Raw genomic sequence first — 21,481 nt, forward strand, 5'->3', positions numbered from 1 at the left:
CGGGAGTGCCGCCGGACACCGGCCCGCGGGACCGAAGGCGCCGATCCGGAGGACCTTCGGCCCACCGAAAGGCCACGGTGGGTAGGAATTCCCTCTGCGGTTCCGTACGGTGGTCGACATGGGTGGGAGGGAAGAGGTGACGCGCGCCTCGTGGGACGAGGGGGCACTCGAGTTCGCCGGGCTGTCCCGGGTCCGGCTCGACGCGCTGCTGCAGGAGTTGCTCGGCCGCGTCGACGAGATCATGGACTCCCAGGAGCGCCTCCGCGCGCTGCTCGATGCCGTCGTCGGCATCGGCGCGGACCTCGATCTGACCAGCACGCTGGACCGGATCGTCACCGCCGCCTGCGAGCTGGTCGGCGCCCGCTACGGCGCCCTGGGTGTGGTCGGCCACGACGGCAAACGCCTGGTCCGGTTCATCACCCACGGCGTCACCGCTGAAGAGATCGCCGCGATCGGCCCGTACCCCGAAGGCCACGGCATCCTCGGCCTGCTGATCGACCATCCCACCCCGTTGCGGCTGACCGACCTGGCCGAACACCCACGCTCGTTCGGCTTCCCCGCCAACCACCCGCCGATGCGCAGCTTCCTCGGGGTGCCGATCCGCACCCGCGAGCACGCGTTCGGCAACCTGTACCTGACCGAGAAGGCCGAAGGCGCCGACTTCACCGAGGACGACGAGCGCACCGTGACCGCACTGGCCGCCGCGGCCGGCGTAGTGATCGACAATGCTCGCCTGTACGCCGATACCGAGCGGCGCCGGCGCTGGCACGAAGTGACCGCCGAGATCACCCAGCTGATGCTCGGCGAGTTCGATCCGCAGGAAGCGCTCCAGCTGATCGCGTCCCGGGCCCGTGAAGTCTCCGGCTCGATGGTCGGCGCGGTCCTGCTGCTGGACGGCGAGGAGCTGGTGGTGCAGGCGATCGACGGGCCGCCGGCCTTCGACCCCTACCTCGGCCGCCGGATGCCAACCGGTCTCCCGGTGGTCGGCGACGTGCTCAGCGGCGACGAGCAGGTGATCCTGGACGACCTGTCCACCTTCGCCAAGGAGAACGGCCGGCTGGCCGACTTCCCGGAGCTCGGCGACCTCGGCCGGACCATCCTTGCCCCGCTGCCGGGCGGCGAGGACAGCACCGGCGGCATCCTGATCGTGGCCGCCGAGCGCGGCACGGTGCTCGAGGTGACGGTCGGCACCGACCTGGTCCGGATGTTCGCCGACCAGGCGACACTGGCTCTCGACCGGGCCCAGGCCCAGCAGAACCGCTCGATCCTCGCGGTGCTGGAAGATCGCGACCGGATCGCCAGGGACCTGCACGACCTGGTCATCCAGCGGCTGTTCGCCACCGGCCTGCAACTACAGGGGATGCACCGGATGGTTCGCCCCGACGTCCAGGAACGCATCACCAGGGCGGTCGAGGACATCGATGCCACCATCCGCGACCTGCGCGGCGCGATCTTCGAACTCCAGGCCCGGCCCACCAAGGCGTCCCTGCGCAGCGACCTGCAGAACCTGGTCAGCGAGTACGCCGAACCGCTGGGCTTCCGCGCCGAGCTGATCCTCACCGGCCCGATCGACACCGCCGTACCGGGCTCGGTGCGACCGCAGATCCTCGCTGCCGTCCGGGAGTCGCTCTCGAACGTCGTCCGGCATGCTCAGGCGACTGCCGTCAAGGTCGAGGTCACCGTCACCGGTACCGAGGTCACCACCCGGGTCTCCGACGACGGGATCGGGATCGGCAGCTCCGGCCGGCGAAGCGGTCTGCACAACCTCGAGGAGCGAGCCGCCACATTAGGTGGCGCCGTACGGCTGGAGTCCAACCAGCCGCACGGCACCGTGCTGGAGTTACGCGCTCCTCTCCACGCCGACCCCAGCTGACTAGGCGTCGCGCTGTTCGAGATGAACAACGGCGACGGGGCAGGTCGCATGCTGCAGAACCCCTCTGGCGACCGAGCCGAGCAGGACGGTGGCCACCTTGTGGTGGTGCCGTCCACCGACGACGAGCAGTTGCGCGTCGGCGGCCTCGGCGGCGGCGATCAGTCCGTCCACGGAGTGACCTCGCCGGACCTCGGACTCGATGGTCAGCTCGGGGTACTTGTTGCGCCACTGCTGGGCGATGGCCTCGAAGTGCCGCTCCGCGTTGCGTGACCACTCGTCACTCACTCCGGCGACGTTCATCGCGTCCCAGCTGTAGATGGCCGGCAGGTCCCAGACGTTCACCATCCGCAGTGCCGTGTGCCGCTCGATCGCGGCGGTCGCGGCGAACTCGATGGCGGTCTCCGAATCGCCGGAGTCGTCCAGCCCTACGACTACCGGTCCGGCGTGATCGGAGGGCTTCCACCCTTCCGGCACCACGACCACCGGCACCGTGGCCAGGTTCGCCACGGCCTCGGAGGTGGAGCCGACCAGCAGCCGCTTCACCGAGCTCATCCCCCGGCGCCCGACCACCAGCATCTCGCCGCTGCCGGCGAGTTCGGCCAGCGTTTCCGCCGGCGGACCGACCATCAGGTTGGTGGTGTGGTCCCGGACCGGATCACGGCTCTCCATCTTCCGCTGGACCTCGTCCACCAGGTTGAGCGCCGCGTCGTCGACGACCTTGGGCTCCCAGTACGGCGCGTGCCGCAGCCCTTCGTCGAGGACGTGGACCGCCCGGAGCGGGGCCTTGCGGATCAAGGATTCCTGCAAGGCCCACTCCAGCGCGCCCGTGTCTCGCCAGGAGCCGTCGACACCCACGTGGATCACAGGCTGCTTGGTCATCGGACTCACCGCAACCAGGGGTACCGCTCGACGATCGACAGCCGCGACCACCACTGGCCGAGACCCCAGACGTTGCCGGCGGCAACGAGAGCGAGAACGATCAGGGTGACGGCGCCGACGATGTGGTCGTCGAGCACGGGGTTGTTCTCGGGCGGCAGCACCGCGCTCCACATGAGGAGGTACAGGACCGTGCCGGCGACCGCCGCGATCCGCATGCCGATCCCCAGCGTGAGGGCGAGGCCGATGCCGGCCAGGCCGATCATGAACAGCGGGGTGACCCAGAAGTCACCGACCAGCGAGTGGTAGAAGCTCTCGAACGGGCCGCTGGCGCCCTTGCCGAGGAATCCGGCGGTCGGGTCGCCGCCGTCGATCCAGCCCTTGCCGGACTTCGTGGCGTAGCCGAGGCCGAACACCTTGTCGACGAAGGCCCACAAGAAGGTGAGGCCGTAGAGGATCCGGAGGACGGCGAGTGCCCGCCCGGCGGCCACCCGGGTGGTGCGGGTCGGTCCCCGATCGCCGTCGGGCTCCATCACAGGGGCGGGAACGTGCCGCCGGTGCGGTGTGGTGGTCATGGTCTTTCCTTTCGGTTTGTTGGGACACATCGATCGTCAGGGCCGCGGCGCGGGTGGCGGCAGAGCCCGTGGTCACCCTGGTTGGTGCCGAAGGGCCTGACCGGACGGGACCCATGCCCACTGCCTGCCGGCCCGGCCCCGGTCGACGCTGGAAGTGCGGCAGGAGTTGCCGCGCGAGCAGTTCGTGGAGGCCCTGATGCCCGAAGACCAGCTGTCGATGGAACAGATCGACGTCCTGCTCGGCGCCGCCGTGGCGGCTCCGAGCATGCACAACACCCAGCCCTGGCGGTTCGAGGTGAACGGCACCGTGATCGACGTCTTCGTGGACGGCTCGCGCGCACTGCCCGCCGAGGACCCGACCGGCCGGGCGATGCGGATCGCGGCCGGCGCCGCGATCTTCAACCTGCGCTGCGCCGCGGCCGCCCTGCACTACGACAGCTGGTACGGCCTGGTACCGGACCCGGCCGACCTCGACCTGGTCGGCCGGATCGTGCTCCAGCCGACCGACTCCGCTAACCGCGAACTGCGCGAACTGTTCGACCAGATCCCCCGCCGGCACACCAGCCGGGAGCCGGTCCGGCCGGTCAAGGTCCCGACCGATTCGCGGGTCGCGCTGACCCGGGCGGCGATGGCGGAGAACGCCGAGCTCAGTTGGCTGCCACCCGACCAGGTCCACGAGGTACTGGGGCTGCTGATCGACACCGACCTGCGCGAGATCGGCGACTGGCACCGCCGCGCCGAGCGCGCCCACTGGGTCGGCGGCGATCGCGCCGTGGACGGGATCCCGAGCTCGGTACTGGGTCCGAGGTCGGCCGTCTATCCAGCGCCTGTCCGCGACCTCGGTACCAAGCCCGCCGACCAGACGCGCGCCCGGACGACCTTCGAGGCCGATCCCGTACTGGCCGTCCTCTCGACCGCCGGTGACTCCCTGGCCGAGCAGGTCGCGGCCGGCCTGGGCCTCCAGCACAGCCTCCTGGTCGCCACCCGTGACGGCCTGAAGGCCGCGTTCCTGAACCAGCCGCTCGAGTTCGACGACCTGCGCAGCAAGGTCCAGCGGATCACCGGCAAGCCCGGCTTCGCCCAGATGGTGATCCGGTTCGGCCACAGCACGGTCCGCGCCACGACGCCCCGGCGACCCGTCTCCGCCTTCGTCCATACCGGTTCCGAGGAGCAGTCATGACGGACATCGCCGCCCTGCAGAACGAGATCACCCGCTGGGAGAACGACCTGGCCGCCCTCGAGGACGAGTGCCTGGCCGAGGGCTGGACCGAGCCGGAGAAGCTGCTGATGACCTTGCAGCGGACGTCCGGCACCTACCGGCACCGGGTCCTGCCACGTCTCCAGGCCGAGGGGGCACTCCTGTTGCCGGCTATCCCGGACAACGAGGCACCCGCCGCCCTCGCGGCGTACAACCAGATCATCATCGACGAGCTCTCCGAGCTGGTCGGCCGGCTGGACGAGCTGCGGCTGGAGCTGATCCGCTTCGGGCAGGCAACCCAGCTGCAGATCCAGGCGACGGAGATCCTGGCGGCTCTGCGGGCCCTCGGCCGGGTCGTCCTCCGCTTCGGCCAGAACGTCGAGCTTCCCAGCCTGACCGCCCGGCTGACGCCCGAGCAGTCCGATCAGCTGACCGACGCCGTCCACAGCTACGAGAGGTCGCTGCGATGACATCCGGCGTGCTCACCTTCCTCGGCGCGGCAGGCACTGTCACCGGAAGCAAGTTCCTCTACGAAGAGGAGGGACAGCGCTACCTGGCCGACTGCGGTCTGTTCCAGGGCGAGGCGGCCTGGCGTCGCCGCAACTGGGACGACTTCCCCGTCGATCCCGCCAGTCTCCGTGCGGTCGTGCTCACCCACGCACACCTCGACCACTGTGGCTACCTGCCGGCCCTTGTCCGGCAGGGCTTCCAGGGGCCGGTCATCTGCTCGGAGTCCACCGCGACGGTCGCCTCGATCGTGCTGCGCGACGCGGCACACCTGCAGGAGGAAGATGCCGAGCACGCCCGCGCCGGTGGCTACTCCCGCCACAACCCGCCGCTGCCATTGTTCGACACCGCTGACGCCGAACGCGCGATCGCGCTGTTCCAGCCGGTCGGCGATCGCGCGATCGAGCTGCCTGGCGGTACCACGGTCAGGCTGCACCGCGCGGGGCACATCCTCGGGTCGACCTTCGCAGTCCTCGAGCGGAACGGACATCGCCTGCTGGTCAGTGGAGACCTCGGCCGGCAGCAGCATCCCTTGCTGCGGCCACCGGTGACTCCCCCGGCCGTCGACGCCATCGTCGTCGAGTCGACCTACGGCAACCGCAAGCACGCCCCGCTGGATCGCGAGCGTCTCGGCCGGTTGATCACCGCCACCGCCCACCGCGGCGGGGTCACGCTGATCCCGGCCTTCGCCGTCGACCGGACGGCGATCGTGCTGCACACACTGGCCGGACTCGCCCACGATGGGCTGATCCCGCACCTGCCCGTGTTCGTCGACAGTCCGATGGCGCTGGCCGCCCTGAACGCGTACCGGACCGCCATCCAGGAGAAGGCGCCCGAGCTGCGCCCCGATCTGGTCGGCACCGACGACCCGTTCGATCCCGGTGACCTCCGGCTGGTCCACAGCGCCGAGGAGTCCCAGCGGCTGAACAGCCCCGGACGCCCGTGCATCATCGTGTCCGCCTCGGGGATGGCGACCGGGGGCCGGGTGCTCCATCACCTGACCCACCAGTTGCCCGATCGGCGCAACACCGTGCTGCTGACCGGCTTCCAGGTCCCCGGTACCCGCGGGCGCAGCCTGCTCGACGGCGCCACCTCGGTGAAGATCCACGGCCGTTACGTCCCCGTCCGCGCCCAGGTCACCGACCTGCCGGAGTTCTCCGCGCACGCGGACTCCGACGAACTGGTCGACTGGCTGGCCGCGGCCCCGGAACCACCGCAGACGGTCTACGTCGTCCACGGCGAGCCGGACGCCCGGCAGGCCCTGGCGGACCGTATCCGCAAGGAGCTCGGCTGGCTCGCAGTCGCGCCCCAGCATTCGGAAAGAGTCAGATTATGGTGATCCAGTACGGCAACCCGCTGCTCAGCCACGACGAGGTCGGCATCCTGCTCAACTCGGCCGGGCTGGCTCCGTCGATGCACAACACCCAGCCCTGGCGGTTCGAGATCACCGGTCAGGTGATCGACGTGCTGCTCGACCCGGACCGGACACTGCCGGCCGAGGACCCGTCCGGGCGGATGACCCGGATCGGCCTGGGCGCCGCCGCGTTCAACGTGCGGGTGGCGGCGGCCATGCTCCGGTACGAGACCACGCTGGCGATCGACCCGGACCCGGACCGGCCCGACATCGCGGTCCGGATCTTCCTCGGGTCCCGCATGCGCACGACCGTGTCACCGCTCGGCACCCTGTACGGCGAACTGCGCCGCCGGCGGACCTACCGTGGTCCACTGATCGCGGCCGAGGTGTCGCCGATGGTGATCGAGCAGATCAGCGCGGCCGCCCGGGCCGAGGGAGCCGACCTGCGCTGGCTGGGCGCCGACGCGAAACACGAACTCCGCCGGATCCTGCACACGGCCGAAGATCTCGAGTTGCACGACGAGGACCGGCTGACCGAACGCGGCCGGTGGGTCGGTGGCCGGCGCTTCGGCGACGGCGTCCCCGCATCCGCGCTCGGCCCGCTTCCGACCCACCCGACCCTCGTGCGTGATCTCTCGGCCGGCTTCGGCGATCCCGACCGGGACGCGGCGGTCTTCGAGGCCGATCCGCAGATCGCCGTCCTCACCACCGCCGTCGACGACCAGGTGGACTGGACCCGCGCGGGCCTGGCCCTCCAGCACGCGTTGCTCACGGCAACGACCTACGACATCGCGGCATCGTTCCTCAACCAGGCCGTCGAATACGCGCCGCTGCGCGCCCGGGTCCAGGACCTGGTCGGCCACAGTGCCCGGCCGCAGGTCATCATTCGCGCCGGCTACCCGGAACACGCGGCAACGGACACTCCGCGGCTCGACTGGCACGAGACGCTGGACGCCTGGCAATAACAATCCGCCCAGCACGACGGCCCGGTCCGAGAGGAGGGACCGGGCCGTCGTTGGTCTCAGCTGGTCAGCCGTCGTGGTGGGTCCAGCCCGGCGCCACCTGCTCCCACTCGGCCGCCCAGTCGGCGAGTCGCCGCCGATCCAGTGCCCGCCGGGCGATCAGCAGCAGGACCCACAGCACCAGCCAGCAGCCGATGACGGTCCCGAACCCCACGGCGTCGCCGATGGCGGCGCTGTCGCCGGCGGTCCGGGGCGGCTTCACCAGAGCGCCTGAGCGGTCGACCCAGACCACCACCTCGGTGTTCGCCTTCGTGCCCAGCATGAGGTCCACGAGGCCGCGGTGGTCGACGCCGGTCTCGTCCTGCCAGACAACGGGGACGGGCCAGGTGATCCGGCCGAGTTCCTGGCCCGTGATGGCCGGCGCGTCCGCCGTGGTCCGGGCAGCGAGCTGGCGCAGTACGGCGCGTTGCTCAGCCACTCGCGACTCGTCAGCCTTCTCGACCGAAGTACCGACGGCTGCTCCCGCCGGGATCAGCAGGATGCCCGCGAACAGGGCGATGACGGCGAGCGCCGCCTCGAACCGATCGGACGGGCGGCGCAGCGGGTTGTGCCCGCAGCCCAGTCGGCGAGCCTGCATCACGACCCATGGCTCGCCTCGTCGCGGTCGGCCGACGCCCATCACTGCCCCCTTGGATCCGGGGACCGGCCGACCCGCCGGAACCAGTCTGCCGTCCTGATGACGGTGAATCTCGTGGCCTCGGCCACCTCTGGTTTGTCGCTGGTCCGGCGGGTCGACCGCTTCCCCTGTGCCTTCAGGATCACCGAACCGCAAGGCCTCCGGGCAGGGCCCAAGGTCCCTATCTGTCAGGCCGGACGCCCGAGGCAGCCAGACCCGGCAAGCTGGTGACCTTCGGCCCTGTGGGCTGCCACGGACGGCGCGGAGAGTCGTTGCATGACACACAACCGGATCTCTGGCCCGGTCCTGCTGCGGCCCTCACCCAGCGACCGGCGGTCCACCGTGCTGACCGAGGCGCTGGCGTATGTCGGTGGGGTCGTCCTGCTGACCGGCATCGGTCTGGTCGCGGCCAGGTACTGGCCGGACCTGCAGGACTCGGCCCGATTGGCGATCACTGCCACGGCGGCTCTGGTGCTGCTGTCCGGTGGGCTGGCCATCCCCGGGCAATCGCCGGCCGCCCGGCGCCTTCGCGGCACGATCTGGCTCGGCTCGACCGCGGCAGCCGTGCTCTTCTTCGGTCTTCTCGGCGACACCCTCGGCTGGCGGCCGATGAACATCACCTTGCTGGCCGGCCTCGGCAGTTCGGCGTACGCCGTCGTGCCCTGGTTGCTGAGCAAGCGGATGGCCGGGCCGCAGCTGGTACTCGTCGTCACGACCCTGGTCGCCGCTGGGGCCATCGGTGCGCACGCCAACGCGCAGTACTGGCCAGGGCTGGCCGTATGGTTCGCAGCGCTCGAGTGGTTCCTGCTGGCCCACGGCAGCCTTGTCCGCGCCGAGCACGTCACCCAGCTGGCTGCCGCTGCCGGACTGGTCGTGGGCTCCGGAATGATGATGCCGCTCGACATCGGCATCGTCGTCGGTCTCGTGACGGTCGCCGGTCTGCTGGTCTACGCCTTCAGGGGCTGGAACCTCGCACTGGTCACCATCGGGGCGATCGGAGCGCTGCAGATCCTCCCGATCGCGGTGAACGAATGGTTCCCCGGCCGGCTTGTCGCTCCGCTCGTGTTGCTGGCCGCCGGGCTGATCCTGGTCGGTACTGCGGTCGTCCTGGCCCGGCGGGCAACTGACGGCTCGGAGACCGCGTCAACGGGAGGTGGCCCGGCGTCACCGGTGAACGGTTCAGCGCTGCCGGACAACGGAGCGGCGCTGCCGGAGAACGGCCCGGCCCGGCCGGAGAACGCGTCGGCGTCCGTCGACGCGATGCGGTTCGACGCCGTCGTCTTCGACCTCGGCCGGCTGACCGCCGGTTCCGCCGGGGCAGCGGTTCCCGCCCTGTCGGCCTTGATCGGCCGGCTCGTCGCAGCGGGTCTGTCGACCGCCGCGGTCTGGACCGACCTGGCAGCAGCCGAAGAACTGGCACAGGCCGGACTCGGCGAGCTGTTCGACCTCCACGTCGGCGCATGCGAACCCGGGTTGGCGAACCTGCCGGAACCCGACGCGTTCCTCGTCGCCGCCCGCCGGCTCGGCGTACGGCCGTCGCGCACTGTCGTCCTCGCAGCGACGCCCGCCGGAGCCCAGGCGGCTCGCGCCGGAGCCTTCGGGCTGGTGATCGGCATCGGCCGGGGCCGCCGCGCCGGGGAGCTTCGGGTCCTCGGAGCCGATCCCGTCGTCGCGGACTACACCGGGATCCGGATCGCCGCCGACCACCAGCCAGTGCGCTGAGGTCCGACGGCCCCGCCGTGACGGGACCAAGAGCCCTGCCCGGACCTGGCTTTCACGACGACAGTCGAAGCAGAAGGAATCAAGCTCCGAGGAGGCATCATGTCGTCACCAACCGCCCCGATCGTCGTCGGATACGACCGCTCGCAGGAAAGCACCGCAGCCGTCAACTGGGCCGCCGCCGAAGCCGCGCGCACGCACGTGCCGCTGCGTGTCGCCGAGGTGTTCGAGCTGGTGATCATGGACCGTCCCTCGCCCGGCAAGGTGGTGCCGCTGGCGGCACTCCGCACTGCCCGCGAGCGCGGACTCGAGACTCTCGCTGCCTCCATCCGGCAATCCCACCCGCACCTGCAGGTGGAAACCGTGCTGCTGGAGGGCACACCCGCGCCAGAGCTGATCGAAGAGACCAGCCAGGCCCGGATGCTCGTCCTCGGCACCCGTGGCCTCGGTGGGTTCGGCGCCATGATCCTCGGCTCGGTCGCGGTCCAGGTCAGCGCGCACGCGAACTGCCCGGTCGTCGTGGTACCGCCGGACACGCTGCCCACCCTGCACGCAGTGCGGCGCGTCGTGGTCGGCGTGGACGGGTCGAAGGTGTCGGCCAGGGCGATCGACTTCGCCTTCCAGGAGGCCGAGGCGCTCGACGGCCAGGTGATCGCGGTGAACGCCTGGAGCAGCCCGTTCTCCACCTACGAGAACGGCAAGGGTGAGCTGGTCTTCGACAACGCCCAGGTCCGCGACGCGGCCGAGGTACTCGTCTCCGAGGCCATCGCCGGACCTCGTGCGGACCACCCCGACGTCAAGGTCGACATCGAGCTCGTCCCCGGCCGGCCGGCCCAGGTCCTCCTGCACGCGGCCGAATCGGCCGACCTACTCGTCGTCGGCTCCCGCGGCCGCGGCGGCTTCACCGGTCTGCTGCTCGGCTCGACCAGCCACCAGGTCCTGCACCACGCCCACTGCCCGGTCGCGATCGTCCGCTAGCCCAACCATCCGGTTGCACCGTCAGGCGGTCAGCCTGCGGTGCAACCGGTACGACGCCGCGACCAGCAACCCCGCCGCGAACAGCGTCAGAACGGCCAGCGGCCCGGCGATATCGGCGATCGAGCCGCCCTTGGACAACACGACGATCCAGGCGTCGACGGCCCAGGCATGCGGGGTGATGTGGCCGATCGTCCGCACCACCGGCGGCACGATCTCCAGCGGCCACATGCAGCCGCCGAGCATGCCGAACCCGATCCCGATCACCGGTCCGATGGACGAGGCCTGCTCCGGAGTGCGGAAGACACTGCCGCTGAGCATCCCGGCTCCCGCACCCAGCGCGGCCCACACGACGACCAGGGCCGCCGCGGCGAGCGGATTGCCCCAGCTCACGCCGAAGAGCAGCCCACCGACCGCAACGATCAGGGCCGACTGGACCAGGGCGAGCAGCAGATAGCAGAGCGCCTCACCAGCCACCAGGTCACGGGAGCGGATCGGTGCGGCCAGCGCCCTGGTGTAGATCCCCAGTCCACGGGTCTGCGCGATGGCGGCGCCGGAGGCGAGCGTGTTGATGAACACGAACAACAGCAGCATCGTCGGGGCGCTGTAACCGAAGCCGGTCGGCAGGTAGTCGCTCTCGGTGGCGACGTTCTCCACCCGGGTGCCGATCCGTGGGGTCGCCCGCCGCACTTCTGTTGCCCTTGGCAACTGAGACGTCAGGCTGCCGCCGGCGTACCGGGCCGCGAAGGCCGCGGCCTGGATCCGCTCGGCATGCCGGCTCACGGCCGCCCCGATGGCCGCGATCACCGCCGAGCGCGTCGACGGCGCGCCACCGGCCAGTACTTGCAGCTCCACCGATCGCCCCTGCGTCACCAGCGAATCGAGATCCGCCGGCACCAGCACCACCGCATCCAGTTCGCCGCGGCGTAACGCAGTACGGGCCTCCTGCTCGTCGACGAACGTGTGCACCGGACCGGCACCGGACAGCTCGTCGACCAGGGCGCTCGCCTCCGATCCCGGCCGAGCCGGTACGCCGAGCCGGAAGCCGCCCGGGCTCTGCACGATCGCGCCGATGATCACGATCATCAGCACCGGTAGCAACACGACGAAGAACAGCGCGGTCCGGTCCCGCACCATCCGCCGCAGCGACGCCGCGGTCACCGCGAGAGCTCTCATCGGATCGTCCTCCTCCACGACACCGCCGCGGCGAGCACCGCGACAACGGCCGACATCGCCAGAATCACCGCCACCGGTACGACGGCCGCTCGCGCGCCGGCACCGGTCGCCAGATCGGTCAGGCCGCGCAGCGCCCAGCCGTTCGGCGTCGCGAGCGCGAGCTTGCGCAGCAGCGGTGGCGCCTGGCTGACCAGAACGAAGTTCCCGCCCAGCAGGACCAGCCCGAAGGTCAGGATCGACGCCAGCCCCTCCGCCTGCCGTTCCGACCGGGCCACCGCCACCACCAGAGCCGTCAGCGCCACGAGCGCGACCGCCATCGCGACGATCACCGCCGCGGCCGGCAAAGCGGGTCCCCACTGCGCATCGAGCAGCAGGGTGCTCACCACTGCCAGCACACCGAGGCTGAACACGCCGTAGACGAACGTCGACAGGGATTTCCCGAGCAGTACCGCGCCACGCCGGATCGGTGCCGCCGTGACCCGCTCCAGGGTTCCCTCCCGTTGCTCGGTGAAGTAGTCCCGGGCCGCGAACCCGATGGTGAAAAAGAGGAAGAAGATCCCCATCGCGGGCGCGTAGTACGAGACCGTCCTGAGCTGGCGATAGCCGGTCGGCGCCGCGACCACCGACTCCGGCAACCGCAGATCCGCGGCGGCCTTCGCCAGCTCATCGATCCGCTGCGCCGGCACCCCGGCTGCCAGCGCGGTGTGGATGGACAGCCGGTCGGCGTTCAGTTGGGCGACGAAGGCCTCCGCGATCGAGCGTGCGACCTGTGCCTGGACCAGCTCGTCGGGGTTGCCGAGCACCTTGATGTCCACCGGTTCCTCGCCCGTGGCGGCCGAGCTGAAGCCGGCCGGCACGATGAAGGCGGCACCGGCCTGGCCCTGGTCGACCTGCTCGCGCGCTGCCGCGTCCGTGTCGGCGGTTCGTACTGTCGCGAAGCCGGCCAACTGCGGCCCGGTGAGCAACTGGCGAAAGGCCTGGGCCAGAACGCCCCGGTCGTGGTCGACCACCACCAGGTCGGCATGGAAGGACTCGACGCCCGCGAAGGCGAAGCTCATCAAGGTGGCGACCATCAACGGCGCCACGAACCCGAGGACCAGCGCCGAGCGGTCCCGCAGCCGCCGGCGAAGATCCTTCGCGGCGATCGTCAGTGCGGCTCGCATGCTCACTCCCGCAGTGCGGTGCCGGTCAGGTGCAGGAACACCGCCTCGAGATCGGGCTCCACCACCTCGACGGACCTCAGCTCGGTCTCGGCGGACTCGGCCGCGGCCAGTACCGCGGGCAGCAACCGGCGCCCGTCATGGGCGAGCAAGAGGACCTGGCCGTCCTTGAGATCCGCCCCGGCGATGCCTGGCAGGGCCCGGCACCGCTCGGCCAGGCGCTGCAAGTCTCCGGTAGCGGTCAGCGTGATCCGGTCCAGCTCACCGAGCTGGGCGACCAGGCCACGGCGGGTGCCTTCGGCCACCAGGCGACCGTGGTCCATGATGCCGACCCGGTCGCACAACCGCTCGGCTTCCTCCATGTAGTGGGTCGTGTACAGCACCGCCGTACCGGTGGCGCCGAGGCCCTGGATGCTGTCCATGATCGCGTGCCGGCTCTGCGGGTCGACGCCGACGGTCGGCTCGTCCAGCACGAGCAGGCGAGGAGCATGCAGCAGGCCGGCGCCGATGTTCAGCCGCCGCTTCATGCCGCCGGAAAAGGACTCGACCTTGTCGTCGGCCCGGTCGGACAGCCCGACCAACTCCAGCACCTCGCCCACCCTGGCCCGCAGCCGGCGACCGCCCAGCCGGTACAGCCGGCCGAAGAACCGCAGGTTCTCCGCGGCGGTCAGGTCCGGGTAGAGGGCGACCTCCTGGGGCACGTAGCCGACCAGTTCCTTGGCCTCGACGGCGGAGGTGCTGACCGCGCGGCCCGCGATCGAGCAGCGGCCACCGTCGGGGTGCAACAGGCCGCAGACCAGCCGGATCGTCGTCGTCTTGCCCGCCCCGTTCGGCCCGAGCAGACCATAGGTCTCCCCCGGCGCCACCGTGAAGCTGACGCCGTCCACCGCGGTCCGGTCGCCGAACCTCTTCGACAGGCCGTCGACGGTCAGCACCTCGTCCGCGGTCGCCGGAGCCATCACCTCACCACTCGTCACCGTCGCCATAGCTCGTCCTCCCTCACGACCTTCCAACTGTCGTGCGAGACCAGGCCCGGCGGTCAGGGTCCGACGGCCCGTCTCCGGATGCCTTTCGCACCTTTGCGACGCCATTGGGGACTTTCGGCCCTGCTGGCGCGCGGTCCTTCGGCGTCTGCTGGAGGTACCAGGGCGAGAGGACAGATCATGCACACCGCGGTAATCGAGACTCGGACTCTTGCGGCTCAGCCGACCGTTGTCCGGCGCGCGACGTTGCCGCCGTCCGAGGTGACCGGCTGGCTGCCGCTGGCGCTGGGTGACATCGCCGAATGGTTGCGGCACCGGCGGATCGTGCCCTGTGGCTTCCCGTTCAGCCGACGGCATCAGGCCGCCGACGGGCTGGTGGTCGTGGAGGCCGGGTTCCCGGTCACGCTGCCGGTCGCGCCCAACGGTCTGGCCCTGCCGTCGGAGTTGCCGGCCGGGCCGGTGGTGGTGACGGCGTACAGCGGACCGTACCGGAAGATCGGGACCGCGTACGACCTGATCGAGGACTGGCTGCGGCGGCATCACGACCGGGCCACGGGTGACGCCTGGGAGATCTACCACTCGCCACCGATCGGTTGCCCGGACGAGTGGCACCCCGAGATCGTCCAGCCGTATTCCATTGCCTAGGGCAACAAGACCTCGGCGATCGGGCGGCGCGGGGTCGCCGGTACGCCGGGGCCGTAGCCGAACCGGATGATCGCCTGCGGCCGGGTCCAGGTGCCCAGCGGGTCATGGAGCAGCCAGCGCAGCGTGTCGTGCTCGATCGCCTGGTTGAGCAACGAGGTCGACAACCCCGATGCCGTTGCCTCCAGCAACACTCGCTGCATCGCCTGACCGGCGCGCAGCCATTCGGCCGGACCGTCGCGCCGGGTCGCCAGGATGGCCAGCTGGGGATTCTTCTCGAAGGCCGACGCCGGCCGGCCGGCGTCGTCGGGTGTCGCGGCCAGGTCCCTGACCGGCGCCTTCGCCCGATCAGGACGCGGCCCGAGCGCACTGGCCGGCACGCCGTCGACGAGCCGGTCACCACCCACCCAGAGCCGGCGCTCCTCGGTGCGGGCCAGACTCCGATCGTCCTCGCTGCCCGCGTCCGCCGTCGCCAGGTGGACCCACTCGAGCTGGGCGCCGCCGTCCAGCCACTGCAGGTCCGCGCCTTCCAGCCGCGCGGTCAGGCCGAGCAGTCGGCGCAGCTCGGCGGGCATCGGCTGACCGGAGTACGGCTGGCGATTGGTCCGCCGGAGCGGGATGGCCGGGGCCAGCCGGTGCAGTTCCTCGGCTTCGGGGCCGCCGCTGACCAGTTCCACCTCGGCGACCAGATCCGGCCGGCGCCGGTCGAGCACGCTACGGACCACCGTGCCGTACGCCAGGCGCGCCGCCTCCACCCGCAGGTTGAAGACGGCGGCGCCCAGCGACAGGTGGAGCATCCGGCGGTCCGGGTCCTCGGCCGGAAGCTCCCTGGACCGGTCACGATGAACCTCGATCACGCAGCCGGTGAAGCGGAACCGCCACGGCTGGGTGTTGTGCATCGAGGGCGCCGCGACGGCTGCCCGGAGCAGCTCGTCGCGATCGTGCCCGGTCGGTTCGAGCATCGGCTCAGCCCTCGAGATCCTTGGACTCGTCGCCGAACAGCGCCACCTTCAGCGCGCCGGTCTCGCCGGCCCGGGAGAAGATGTCGTACGCGTCCTGCATCTCGTCGAGGCCGAACCGGTGGGTGATCAGGCCCGGCATCGACAACCGGCCGGCCGCCAGCATCGACAGCAGCCGCGGGGTCGTCCAGGTGTCCACCAGGCCGGTGGTGATGGTGACGTCCTTGATCCACAGGTCTTCCAGGTGCAGCGTCGCCGGGGCACCATGGACGCCGACGTTCGCCACCCGGCCACCGGGCCGGATCACCTTGGTGCACAGCTCGAAGGTCTCCGGGATGCCGACCGCCTCGATCGCGACGTCGGCGCCCAGACCACCGGTCAGCTCCTTGATCGTCTCGACCAGGTCGTCCTCCGGGCCGAACGCCAGATCGGCGCCGTGGTCCAGGGCCGCCTTCTGCCGCGCCGACGCGGAGTCGACGACGATCACGCTCGACGGGCTGTACAGCTTGCTGGTGGTGACGGCCGCCAGGCCGATCGGGCCGGCGCCGACGATGACGACGGTGTCACCCGGCTTGACCTGCCCGGCCAGGGTTCCGACCTCGTAGGAGGTCGGCAGGATGTCGGCCAGCAGCAGCGCGGCCTCGTTGCTCACGTTGTCGGGCAGCTTGTGCACGGACCGGTCCGCGAACGGGACCCGGACCATCTCGGCCTGGGTGCCGTCGATCAGGTGGCCGAGGATCCAGCCGCCACCACCGAGGCACTGGCCGTACCGGCCCTGCCGGCAGTACTCGCAACGCCCGCAGGCGCTGATGCAGGAGATCAGCACCCGGTCGCCCGGCTGGACACCGTGGACGCCGCTGCCCACGGTCAGGATCGTGCCGACCGCTTCGTGGCCGAGGATCCGGCCCGGCTCGACGGTCGGTACGTCGCCCTTCAGGATGTGCAGATCGGTGCCGCAGATGGTCACTGCGTCCACCCGGACGATCGCATCTTCGGGGTCCTGGATCACCGGGTCCGGCACCTCGTGCCAGCTGCGGTGCCCAGGGCCGTTGTAGACAAGCGCCTTCATGGTCGGTCGACCTCCAAGATCTCGGGGTGTGTCTTCACTCCCGACCTTTCCGCGCCCGCGCGGGAGCGGGCAGGGCAGAAACACACCAGTCCGAAGGGACCTTGGTCGCCTCCGGACAGGCCGTTGCACCCTGTGCCGTCCGCGCCGCCGCGGCTGAACTGGAACAGAGCACTGCCGAGCGAGAGGTGTCCCTCATGTCCACGCCCGCACGCCCCGCAATCCTGGTCGGTCTGGACGGATCGGCCGACGGTCTGCTCGCCCTCGACTGGGCGGTCAACCTGGCAGCGCGGCGCGGCTGGACCGTCCGCGCCCTCCACGTCGTCGACGACACCCGGCCCGCGCACCAGCTCGCCGCCGCGCCATCGCAGGACGACGGGACGGACGTCCTGGACGACGCCGCCGACGAACTCGACCGGCTCGGCTTCACCGACGCCGTCCTCGAACTCGGCTACGGCAATCCCGCCCAGACCCTGCTCAAGGCGTCGGCCGAGGCCGCCGTGCTGGTGATCGGACGCCGGGGCGCCGGCGGGTTCGCCGAGCTGATGGTGGGATCCACCTCGCAGGTCTGCGCGGCGCTGGCCCGGACGACGCTGGTCGTCGTACCGGACGAATGGCAGGCGGCCGAACCCGCGTGGGGCCGGATCGTCGTCGGCGTGGACGGCTCGCACTCCTGCCAGGCCGCCCTGGGATACGCCTTCGAGATCGCCGCGGAACGCCGGGCCGAGCTGGAGATCGTGCACGTGCCCGACCTGCCCGAGGCCTTCCCCCGCCCGGATCTGTGGCTCGACCCCGAGGACGCTCCCTGGCGGCGCGACGCCCAGCTGATGGTCGGTGAGTGCCTGGACGGCTGGCCCGAGAAGTACCCAGCGGTCGTCTTCCGCACCAGGTACCCGGAGGGCCATCCCGTCCAGGTGCTGGCCAAGGAGTCGCAGTACGCCGACCTGGTCGTCGTCGGCGGCCTCGGCCGCACCGAGTTCACCGAACTCCGCCTCGGCTCCGTCTCCCGCGGCCTCCTCCACCACACCCACTGCCCGGTCGCCATCGTCCACACCGAGTCGATCAGATGAGCGTGTCCACGGCCCGGCCGCCCGGTCTCACCGACCAGGAGGCACGCCACTCCCTGGCCGAGCACGGTCCGAACGCGATCGCCGAGGCCCCACCCCCACGACCGTTCAGCAGGGTGCTCGCACAGCTGCGTGACCCGATGATCCTCCTGCTCCTCGGTGCCTCCGTGCTGACTGCCTCCCTGCGCGACTTCGCCGACCTCACCGTGATCTTGGTGGTCGTCGTTCTGAACACCGCCGTCGGGGTGGTCCAGGAACTGCGGGCCGAGCGAGCACTGGCCGCCTTGCGCCGGCTGGCCGCGCCCCAGGCGCGAGTCCTGCGCTCCGGCCGCGTCCTGATGATCCCGGCCGCCGAGGTGGTGCCCGGTGACGTCGTGATAGTCGAGGCCGGCGACATCGTGCCGGCCGACCTGGCAGTGACCGAGGCGTTCCAGTTGCAGGCCGACGAGGCCGCGCTGACGGGCGAATCGGTCCCCGTCGAGAAGCAGATCGCCGACGAACTGAGCGCCGGCACGGTGATCACTCGTGGACGCGGCCGCGCGGACGCCGTCCGGACCGGCCCCGACAGCGCGCTGGGCCGGATCGCGTCACTGCTCTCCGGGCAGCGACCGCGGCCGACGCCACTGCAGCGGCGCCTTGCCGCACTGAGCCGGGTGCTGAGCCTGGTGGCTGTCGCCCTGTCCGCCATCGTCGCCGTCTCGGGCCTCATCCGAGGACTCCCACTGCCCGACATGCTGGTGACCGCGGTCAGCCTGACCGTGGCCGCCGTGCCTGAGTCGTTGCCTGCCGTGGTGACACTGGCACTCGCCATCGGTGCCCATCGGATGGCCCGCCGGTCCGCGGTGGTGCGGCAACTGCCGGCCGTCGAGACGCTCGGGGCGGTCACTATTGTCGCCGCCGACAAGACCGGCACGCTGACCGAGGGTGTCATGCTGGCCGAACGGCTCTGGACCGAATCCGGCGAATACGTTGCCTGCGGCAATGGTTATGCGCCGGACGGAGACATCACACCGACGGACGGGCCCGCCGGGACGCAAGCCGAGCTCGACCGGCTGCTGCGCGACGTCGTGCTCTGCAACGACGCCGACCTGCAGCCCCCTGATGCGGAGCAGCCCGGCTGGCGCCCGCTCGGCGATCCGACCGAGGCTGCGCTCATCACCTTGGCCCGGCGCGCCGGGGTGTCTCCCGACGGCCTCCGGGCCGCTTACCCGCGCACCGCGGAGGCCCCCTTCGACAGTCAACGCAAACGCATGACGACACTGCACCGGATGCCTGGCGGCGACCAGGTGCTCGTCATCTGCAAGGGGGCGCCGGAGGTCCTGCTCGACGAGCACGTGACCCCGTACGGCGCGGTCGCCCGGGCCCGTGAGACCGCTTCGCTACTGGCCCGGGACGGCTACCGGGTGCTGGCCGTGGCCGATCGAACCCTGCCCGCTGACGGGCATACCGGACAGGCGGAGGTGGGCTTGCGGCTCGCCGGACTGATCGCCATCACCGATCCGGTCCGGGGCAACGCCGCCGAGGTGGTCGCCTCCTTCACCCAGGCCGGCGTCGAACTGCTGTTGATCACCGGCGACGCGGCCGGAACCGCCCGCGCCGTCGCCGATCGGATCGGGCTGGACAGCACCGAGGTGATCACCGGTGCGGACATCGATGCCGGACGCGATCCCGCGCCCGGCCCGGGAGCCCGGATCTTCGCCCGGATCAGGCCCGAACAGAAGCTGGACATCGTCCGGGCCTGGCAGGACCGGGGCCACGTCGTCGCGATGACCGGTGACGGTGTGAACGACGGCCCGGCCCTGCGCCGTGCCGACATCGGCGTGGCGATGGGCCGCGACGGCACCGAGGTCGCGCGGCAGGCCGCTGACCTGATCCTGACCGACGACGATCTGGCGACCGTGGTGGCCGCCATCGAGGAAGGCCGCCGGATCTACTCCAACGTCCGCACCTTCCTGCGGTACGCCCTGAGCGGCGGCCTGGCCGAGGTGCTGGTGATGCTGTTCGGTCCGTTCTTCGGCCTGGCACTGCCGTTGCTGCCGGCCCAGATCCTGTGGATCAACATGCTCACTCATGGCCTGCCCGGGGTGGCGCTCGGCGCCGAGCCCGCCGATCCGCTGGCGATGCGGCGCGGGCCACGGCCCACCACCGAACACGTCCTGGGTGCGGGCCTGTGGCAACGAATCGTCTGGACCGGTGGTCTGATCGCGACCGTTACTCTGGTCGCCAGTCTGCTGGCCCGGCACGCCGGAGCGCACTGGCAGACCACGACGTACCTGGTCCTCGGTCTGTCGCAGCTCGGCGTCGCCGCGGCGCTACGCCGTCCACGGGCACCGGGAACAGGGCGCTTGCGCTTCCTCGACCTGGCCGTCGCCGGTGCTGTCGTCGCTCATCTGCTTCCACTCGTCGTCTCACCCCTGCGTGACCTTCTCGGCCTCGCTCAGGTGACGACGGGGCAGTTCGCGGCCGCGGTGTTGTTCGGGATCGTTCCAGGCGCGGTCGTCGCCCTCCTGCGACTGCGGCACCGCAAGTCCTGATCCGGATATCGCGTCAACCGAGGTGACGTGAGTACCAGTCCGGTTCCGGGGCGGCCGGCGTCAGGCGGACCTTCACGTCGAGCGCCTCCGCTCCGGTGGGGGTGGCCGTCAGGGGGTTGATGTCGAGCTCGGCGAGTTCGGGAACGGCCTCGGCCAGCCAGGCGATTCGGTGCAGGACGTCCAGTACCGCCGCCTCGTCCGCGCTCTCGGCGCCGCGGTAGCCCGCGAGCAGGGGCGCGCAACGCAACGAGCGGACCATGTCGGTGGCGTCCAGGTCGGTCAGTGGGAGGCCACGCCAGCGCCGATCGGCCAGCAGGTCGGTGAGGATGCCGCCGCTGCCGACCATCAGCACCGGGCCGAACAGCGGGTCCCGGACCAACCCGGTCACCAGCTCGACGCCGGTTGACGCCATCGCCTGGACCACCACATGCGGGTCACCGACGGCGGCAGTCAGTTCCGTGTACGCCCGCAACAGTTCCGCCGCGTCTCGGAGTCCGAGTTTCACCCCGCCCACATCGGTCTTGTGCACGATGCCGGGGGCCGCTGTCTTCAGAACGACCGGATAGCCGACCCGGTCCGCGGCGTCCAGCGCCGCGTCCCGGTTCGACGCTGTGAGCGCCGCGACCACCGGGATGCCGGCACACAGCATCAGCTGCTCGGCACGGGCCGGGTCGAGCCAGCCGCCCTCGCGATGGGAGTTCAGGTAGTGCCGGACGATCGCCCTGGCACCGTCTTCGTCCATATCGGTGATCTCCGGTACGACGCCCTGCGGCCGGCCGCGCCAGGCGGCGTACCGGCAGGCGTGGCCCAGCGCACGAACCGCGGTCTCGGGGAACGTGTAGACGGGCAGCTTCGATCCGTCGTCGAGCGTGATCTGCGGCGCGGCCCCCGGAGCGCCGAGGCAGTTGACGAGGATCGGTATCTCCGAACCGGCGGCCGCGCGGGCGATCGCCGCGTACGTCTCGTCGACATCGCCCGCTCTAGTTGCCGCATAGCTGATCACGAGGGCATCTACCTCGCCACTGGCCAGCAGGATGCCGACCGCGCTCTCCAGCGTTTCCGGCGTGGCGGCCGCACCCAGGTCGACCGGGTTCCCGGCTCCGACGGCTCCGGTCCTCTTGACCAGTTCGCTCGTTGTCGCCGCGCTGAGCTCCGGTACGTCGAGTTCCGCGGCGGGGG

19 protein-coding genes are annotated in these 21,481 nt (G+C 70.9%); 10 read left to right on the plus strand and 9 right to left on the minus strand.

Translation table 11 applies throughout. The features are described 5' to 3' along the window. Window positions 1-118 precede the first annotated feature (118 nt). On the plus strand, window positions 119-1,873 hold the full coding sequence (locus tag ABD116_RS04170; RefSeq protein WP_343964959.1) for a GAF domain-containing sensor histidine kinase: 1,755 nt from the start codon (window positions 119-121) through the stop codon (window positions 1,871-1,873). On the opposite strand, the gene ABD116_RS04175 is transcribed toward ABD116_RS04170, so the two are convergent. Together ABD116_RS04175 and ABD116_RS04180 are read right to left on the minus strand one after the other, a co-directional pair. Beyond that, entirely contained in the window at window positions 1,874-2,752 is an 879-nt protein-coding gene (locus ABD116_RS04175) for a universal stress protein (protein WP_343964960.1), read from the minus strand. 5 nt (window positions 2,753-2,757) lie between these two features. Further along, window positions 2,758-3,324, minus strand: coding sequence for a hypothetical protein (locus ABD116_RS04180; protein WP_343964962.1), 567 nt, complete (start codon window positions 3,322-3,324; stop codon window positions 2,758-2,760). 196 nt (window positions 3,325-3,520) lie between these two features. Here ABD116_RS04180 and ABD116_RS04185 point away from each other — a divergent pair, with 196 nt between their 5' ends. Genes ABD116_RS04185 through ABD116_RS04200 form a run of 4 tightly spaced genes read left to right on the plus strand, consistent with a single transcriptional unit; the run spans window position 3,521 to window position 7,348 of the window. Beyond that, a complete protein-coding gene (locus ABD116_RS04185; RefSeq protein ID WP_343964964.1) occupies window positions 3,521-4,504 on the plus strand; it encodes an Acg family FMN-binding oxidoreductase in 984 nt (327 codons plus the stop codon). Further along, window positions 4,501-4,992 carry a hypothetical protein gene (locus tag ABD116_RS04190; RefSeq protein WP_343964965.1) on the plus strand — a complete coding sequence of 164 codons (492 nt, stop codon included), beginning with the start codon at window positions 4,501-4,503 and terminating at the stop codon, window positions 4,990-4,992. Before ABD116_RS04185 ends, ABD116_RS04190 begins: the two co-directional genes overlap by 4 nt. Next, entirely contained in the window at window positions 4,989-6,368 is a 1,380-nt protein-coding gene (locus ABD116_RS04195) for an MBL fold metallo-hydrolase RNA specificity domain-containing protein (RefSeq protein WP_343964967.1), read from the plus strand. Before ABD116_RS04190 ends, ABD116_RS04195 begins: the two co-directional genes overlap by 4 nt. Beyond that, window positions 6,362-7,348 (plus strand): Acg family FMN-binding oxidoreductase, encoded by a 987-nt coding sequence (locus ABD116_RS04200; protein WP_343964969.1) that lies wholly within the window; start codon window positions 6,362-6,364, stop codon window positions 7,346-7,348. Before ABD116_RS04195 ends, ABD116_RS04200 begins: the two co-directional genes overlap by 7 nt. A gap of 64 nt (window positions 7,349-7,412) precedes the next feature. Here ABD116_RS04200 and ABD116_RS04205 read toward each other — a convergent pair whose 3' ends face one another. After that, window positions 7,413-8,024 (minus strand): Rv1733c family protein, encoded by a 612-nt coding sequence (locus tag ABD116_RS04205; RefSeq protein WP_343964971.1) that lies wholly within the window; start codon window positions 8,022-8,024, stop codon window positions 7,413-7,415. Between the two features lie 273 nt (window positions 8,025-8,297). Between ABD116_RS04205 and ABD116_RS04210 the strand changes: the two genes are divergently transcribed. Further along, window positions 8,298-9,743: an HAD family hydrolase gene (locus ABD116_RS04210; protein WP_343964972.1), complete on the plus strand. Its 1,446-nt coding sequence runs from the start codon at window positions 8,298-8,300 to the stop codon at window positions 9,741-9,743. A 99-nt stretch (window positions 9,744-9,842) separates the two neighbouring features. Next, window positions 9,843-10,718 (plus strand): universal stress protein, encoded by an 876-nt coding sequence (locus tag ABD116_RS04215; RefSeq protein WP_343964974.1) that lies wholly within the window; start codon window positions 9,843-9,845, stop codon window positions 10,716-10,718. A gap of 21 nt (window positions 10,719-10,739) precedes the next feature. On the opposite strand, the gene ABD116_RS04220 is transcribed toward ABD116_RS04215, so the two are convergent. Genes ABD116_RS04220 through ABD116_RS04230 form a run of 3 tightly spaced genes read right to left on the minus strand, consistent with a single transcriptional unit; the run spans window position 10,740 to window position 14,037 of the window. Then, complete coding sequence (locus ABD116_RS04220) at window positions 10,740-11,891, minus strand: ABC transporter permease (protein WP_343964976.1); 1,152 nt, start codon at window positions 11,889-11,891, stop codon at window positions 10,740-10,742. Beyond that, entirely contained in the window at window positions 11,888-13,054 is a 1,167-nt protein-coding gene (locus tag ABD116_RS04225; protein ID WP_343964978.1) for an ABC transporter permease, read from the minus strand. Before ABD116_RS04225 ends, ABD116_RS04220 begins: the two co-directional genes overlap by 4 nt. A gap of 2 nt (window positions 13,055-13,056) precedes the next feature. Then, a complete protein-coding gene (locus ABD116_RS04230; protein WP_343964980.1) occupies window positions 13,057-14,037 on the minus strand; it encodes an ABC transporter ATP-binding protein in 981 nt (326 codons plus the stop codon). 177 nt (window positions 14,038-14,214) lie between these two features. Between ABD116_RS04230 and ABD116_RS04235 the strand changes: the two genes are divergently transcribed. Continuing rightward, window positions 14,215-14,679 (plus strand): GyrI-like domain-containing protein, encoded by a 465-nt coding sequence (locus tag ABD116_RS04235; RefSeq protein ID WP_343964982.1) that lies wholly within the window; start codon window positions 14,215-14,217, stop codon window positions 14,677-14,679. Here ABD116_RS04235 and ABD116_RS04240 read toward each other — a convergent pair. Both ABD116_RS04240 and ABD116_RS04245 read right to left on the minus strand, forming a co-directional pair. Further along, window positions 14,676-15,638, minus strand: a complete 963-nt coding sequence (locus tag ABD116_RS04240; protein ID WP_343964984.1) for an Acg family FMN-binding oxidoreductase — start codon at window positions 15,636-15,638, stop codon at window positions 14,676-14,678. The genes ABD116_RS04235 and ABD116_RS04240 overlap by 4 nt on opposite strands. 4 nt (window positions 15,639-15,642) lie before the next feature. Further along, complete coding sequence (locus ABD116_RS04245; protein WP_343964986.1) at window positions 15,643-16,704, minus strand: zinc-dependent alcohol dehydrogenase family protein; 1,062 nt, start codon at window positions 16,702-16,704, stop codon at window positions 15,643-15,645. A 194-nt stretch (window positions 16,705-16,898) separates the two neighbouring features. On the opposite strand from ABD116_RS04245, the gene ABD116_RS04250 reads away from it, so the two are divergent. Further along, a complete protein-coding gene (locus tag ABD116_RS04250) occupies window positions 16,899-17,771 on the plus strand; it encodes a universal stress protein (protein ID WP_343964988.1) in 873 nt (290 codons plus the stop codon). After that, the gene (locus ABD116_RS04255; RefSeq protein WP_343964990.1) at window positions 17,768-20,302 is read left to right on the plus strand and encodes a cation-translocating P-type ATPase; all 2,535 of its coding nucleotides are present in this window, start codon (window positions 17,768-17,770) and stop codon (window positions 20,300-20,302) included. Before ABD116_RS04250 ends, ABD116_RS04255 begins: the two co-directional genes overlap by 4 nt. A 13-nt stretch (window positions 20,303-20,315) precedes the next feature. Here the strand turns inward: ABD116_RS04255 and ABD116_RS04260 are convergent. Further along, the coding region (locus ABD116_RS04260; RefSeq protein ID WP_343964992.1) for an acetate--CoA ligase family protein at window positions 20,316-21,481 on the minus strand (1,166 nt) is incomplete at its 5' end.

This window comes from Kribbella koreensis, assembly GCF_039525325.1.
Taxonomy (GTDB): Bacteria; Actinomycetota; Actinomycetes; order Propionibacteriales; family Kribbellaceae; genus Kribbella; species Kribbella koreensis.

Bases quoted from the DNA above. Each gene is read 5' to 3' on its own strand.
- ABD116_RS04170 (WP_343964959.1), top strand. From the start codon at position 119: ATGGGTGGGAGGGAAGAGGTGACGCGCGCCTCGTGGGACGAGGGGGCA.
- ABD116_RS04175 (WP_343964960.1), bottom strand. From the start codon at position 2,752: ATGACCAAGCAGCCTGTGATCCACGTGGGTGTCGACGGCTCCTGGCGA.
- ABD116_RS04180 (WP_343964962.1), bottom strand. From the start codon at position 3,324: ATGACCACCACACCGCACCGGCGGCACGTTCCCGCCCCTGTGATGGAG.
- ABD116_RS04185 (WP_343964964.1), top strand. From the start codon at position 3,521: ATGCCCGAAGACCAGCTGTCGATGGAACAGATCGACGTCCTGCTCGGC.
- ABD116_RS04190 (WP_343964965.1), top strand. From the start codon at position 4,501: ATGACGGACATCGCCGCCCTGCAGAACGAGATCACCCGCTGGGAGAAC.
- ABD116_RS04195 (WP_343964967.1), top strand. From the start codon at position 4,989: ATGACATCCGGCGTGCTCACCTTCCTCGGCGCGGCAGGCACTGTCACC.
- ABD116_RS04200 (WP_343964969.1), top strand. From the start codon at position 6,362: ATGGTGATCCAGTACGGCAACCCGCTGCTCAGCCACGACGAGGTCGGC.
- ABD116_RS04205 (WP_343964971.1), bottom strand. From the start codon at position 8,024: ATGGGCGTCGGCCGACCGCGACGAGGCGAGCCATGGGTCGTGATGCAG.
- ABD116_RS04210 (WP_343964972.1), top strand. From the start codon at position 8,298: ATGACACACAACCGGATCTCTGGCCCGGTCCTGCTGCGGCCCTCACCC.
- ABD116_RS04215 (WP_343964974.1), top strand. From the start codon at position 9,843: ATGTCGTCACCAACCGCCCCGATCGTCGTCGGATACGACCGCTCGCAG.
- ABD116_RS04220 (WP_343964976.1), bottom strand. From the start codon at position 11,891: ATGAGAGCTCTCGCGGTGACCGCGGCGTCGCTGCGGCGGATGGTGCGG.
- ABD116_RS04225 (WP_343964978.1), bottom strand. From the start codon at position 13,054: ATGCGAGCCGCACTGACGATCGCCGCGAAGGATCTTCGCCGGCGGCTG.
- ABD116_RS04230 (WP_343964980.1), bottom strand. From the start codon at position 14,037: ATGGCGACGGTGACGAGTGGTGAGGTGATGGCTCCGGCGACCGCGGAC.
- ABD116_RS04235 (WP_343964982.1), top strand. From the start codon at position 14,215: ATGCACACCGCGGTAATCGAGACTCGGACTCTTGCGGCTCAGCCGACC.
- ABD116_RS04240 (WP_343964984.1), bottom strand. From the start codon at position 15,638: ATGCTCGAACCGACCGGGCACGATCGCGACGAGCTGCTCCGGGCAGCC.
- ABD116_RS04245 (WP_343964986.1), bottom strand. From the start codon at position 16,704: ATGAAGGCGCTTGTCTACAACGGCCCTGGGCACCGCAGCTGGCACGAG.
- ABD116_RS04250 (WP_343964988.1), top strand. From the start codon at position 16,899: ATGTCCACGCCCGCACGCCCCGCAATCCTGGTCGGTCTGGACGGATCG.
- ABD116_RS04255 (WP_343964990.1), top strand. From the start codon at position 17,768: ATGAGCGTGTCCACGGCCCGGCCGCCCGGTCTCACCGACCAGGAGGCA.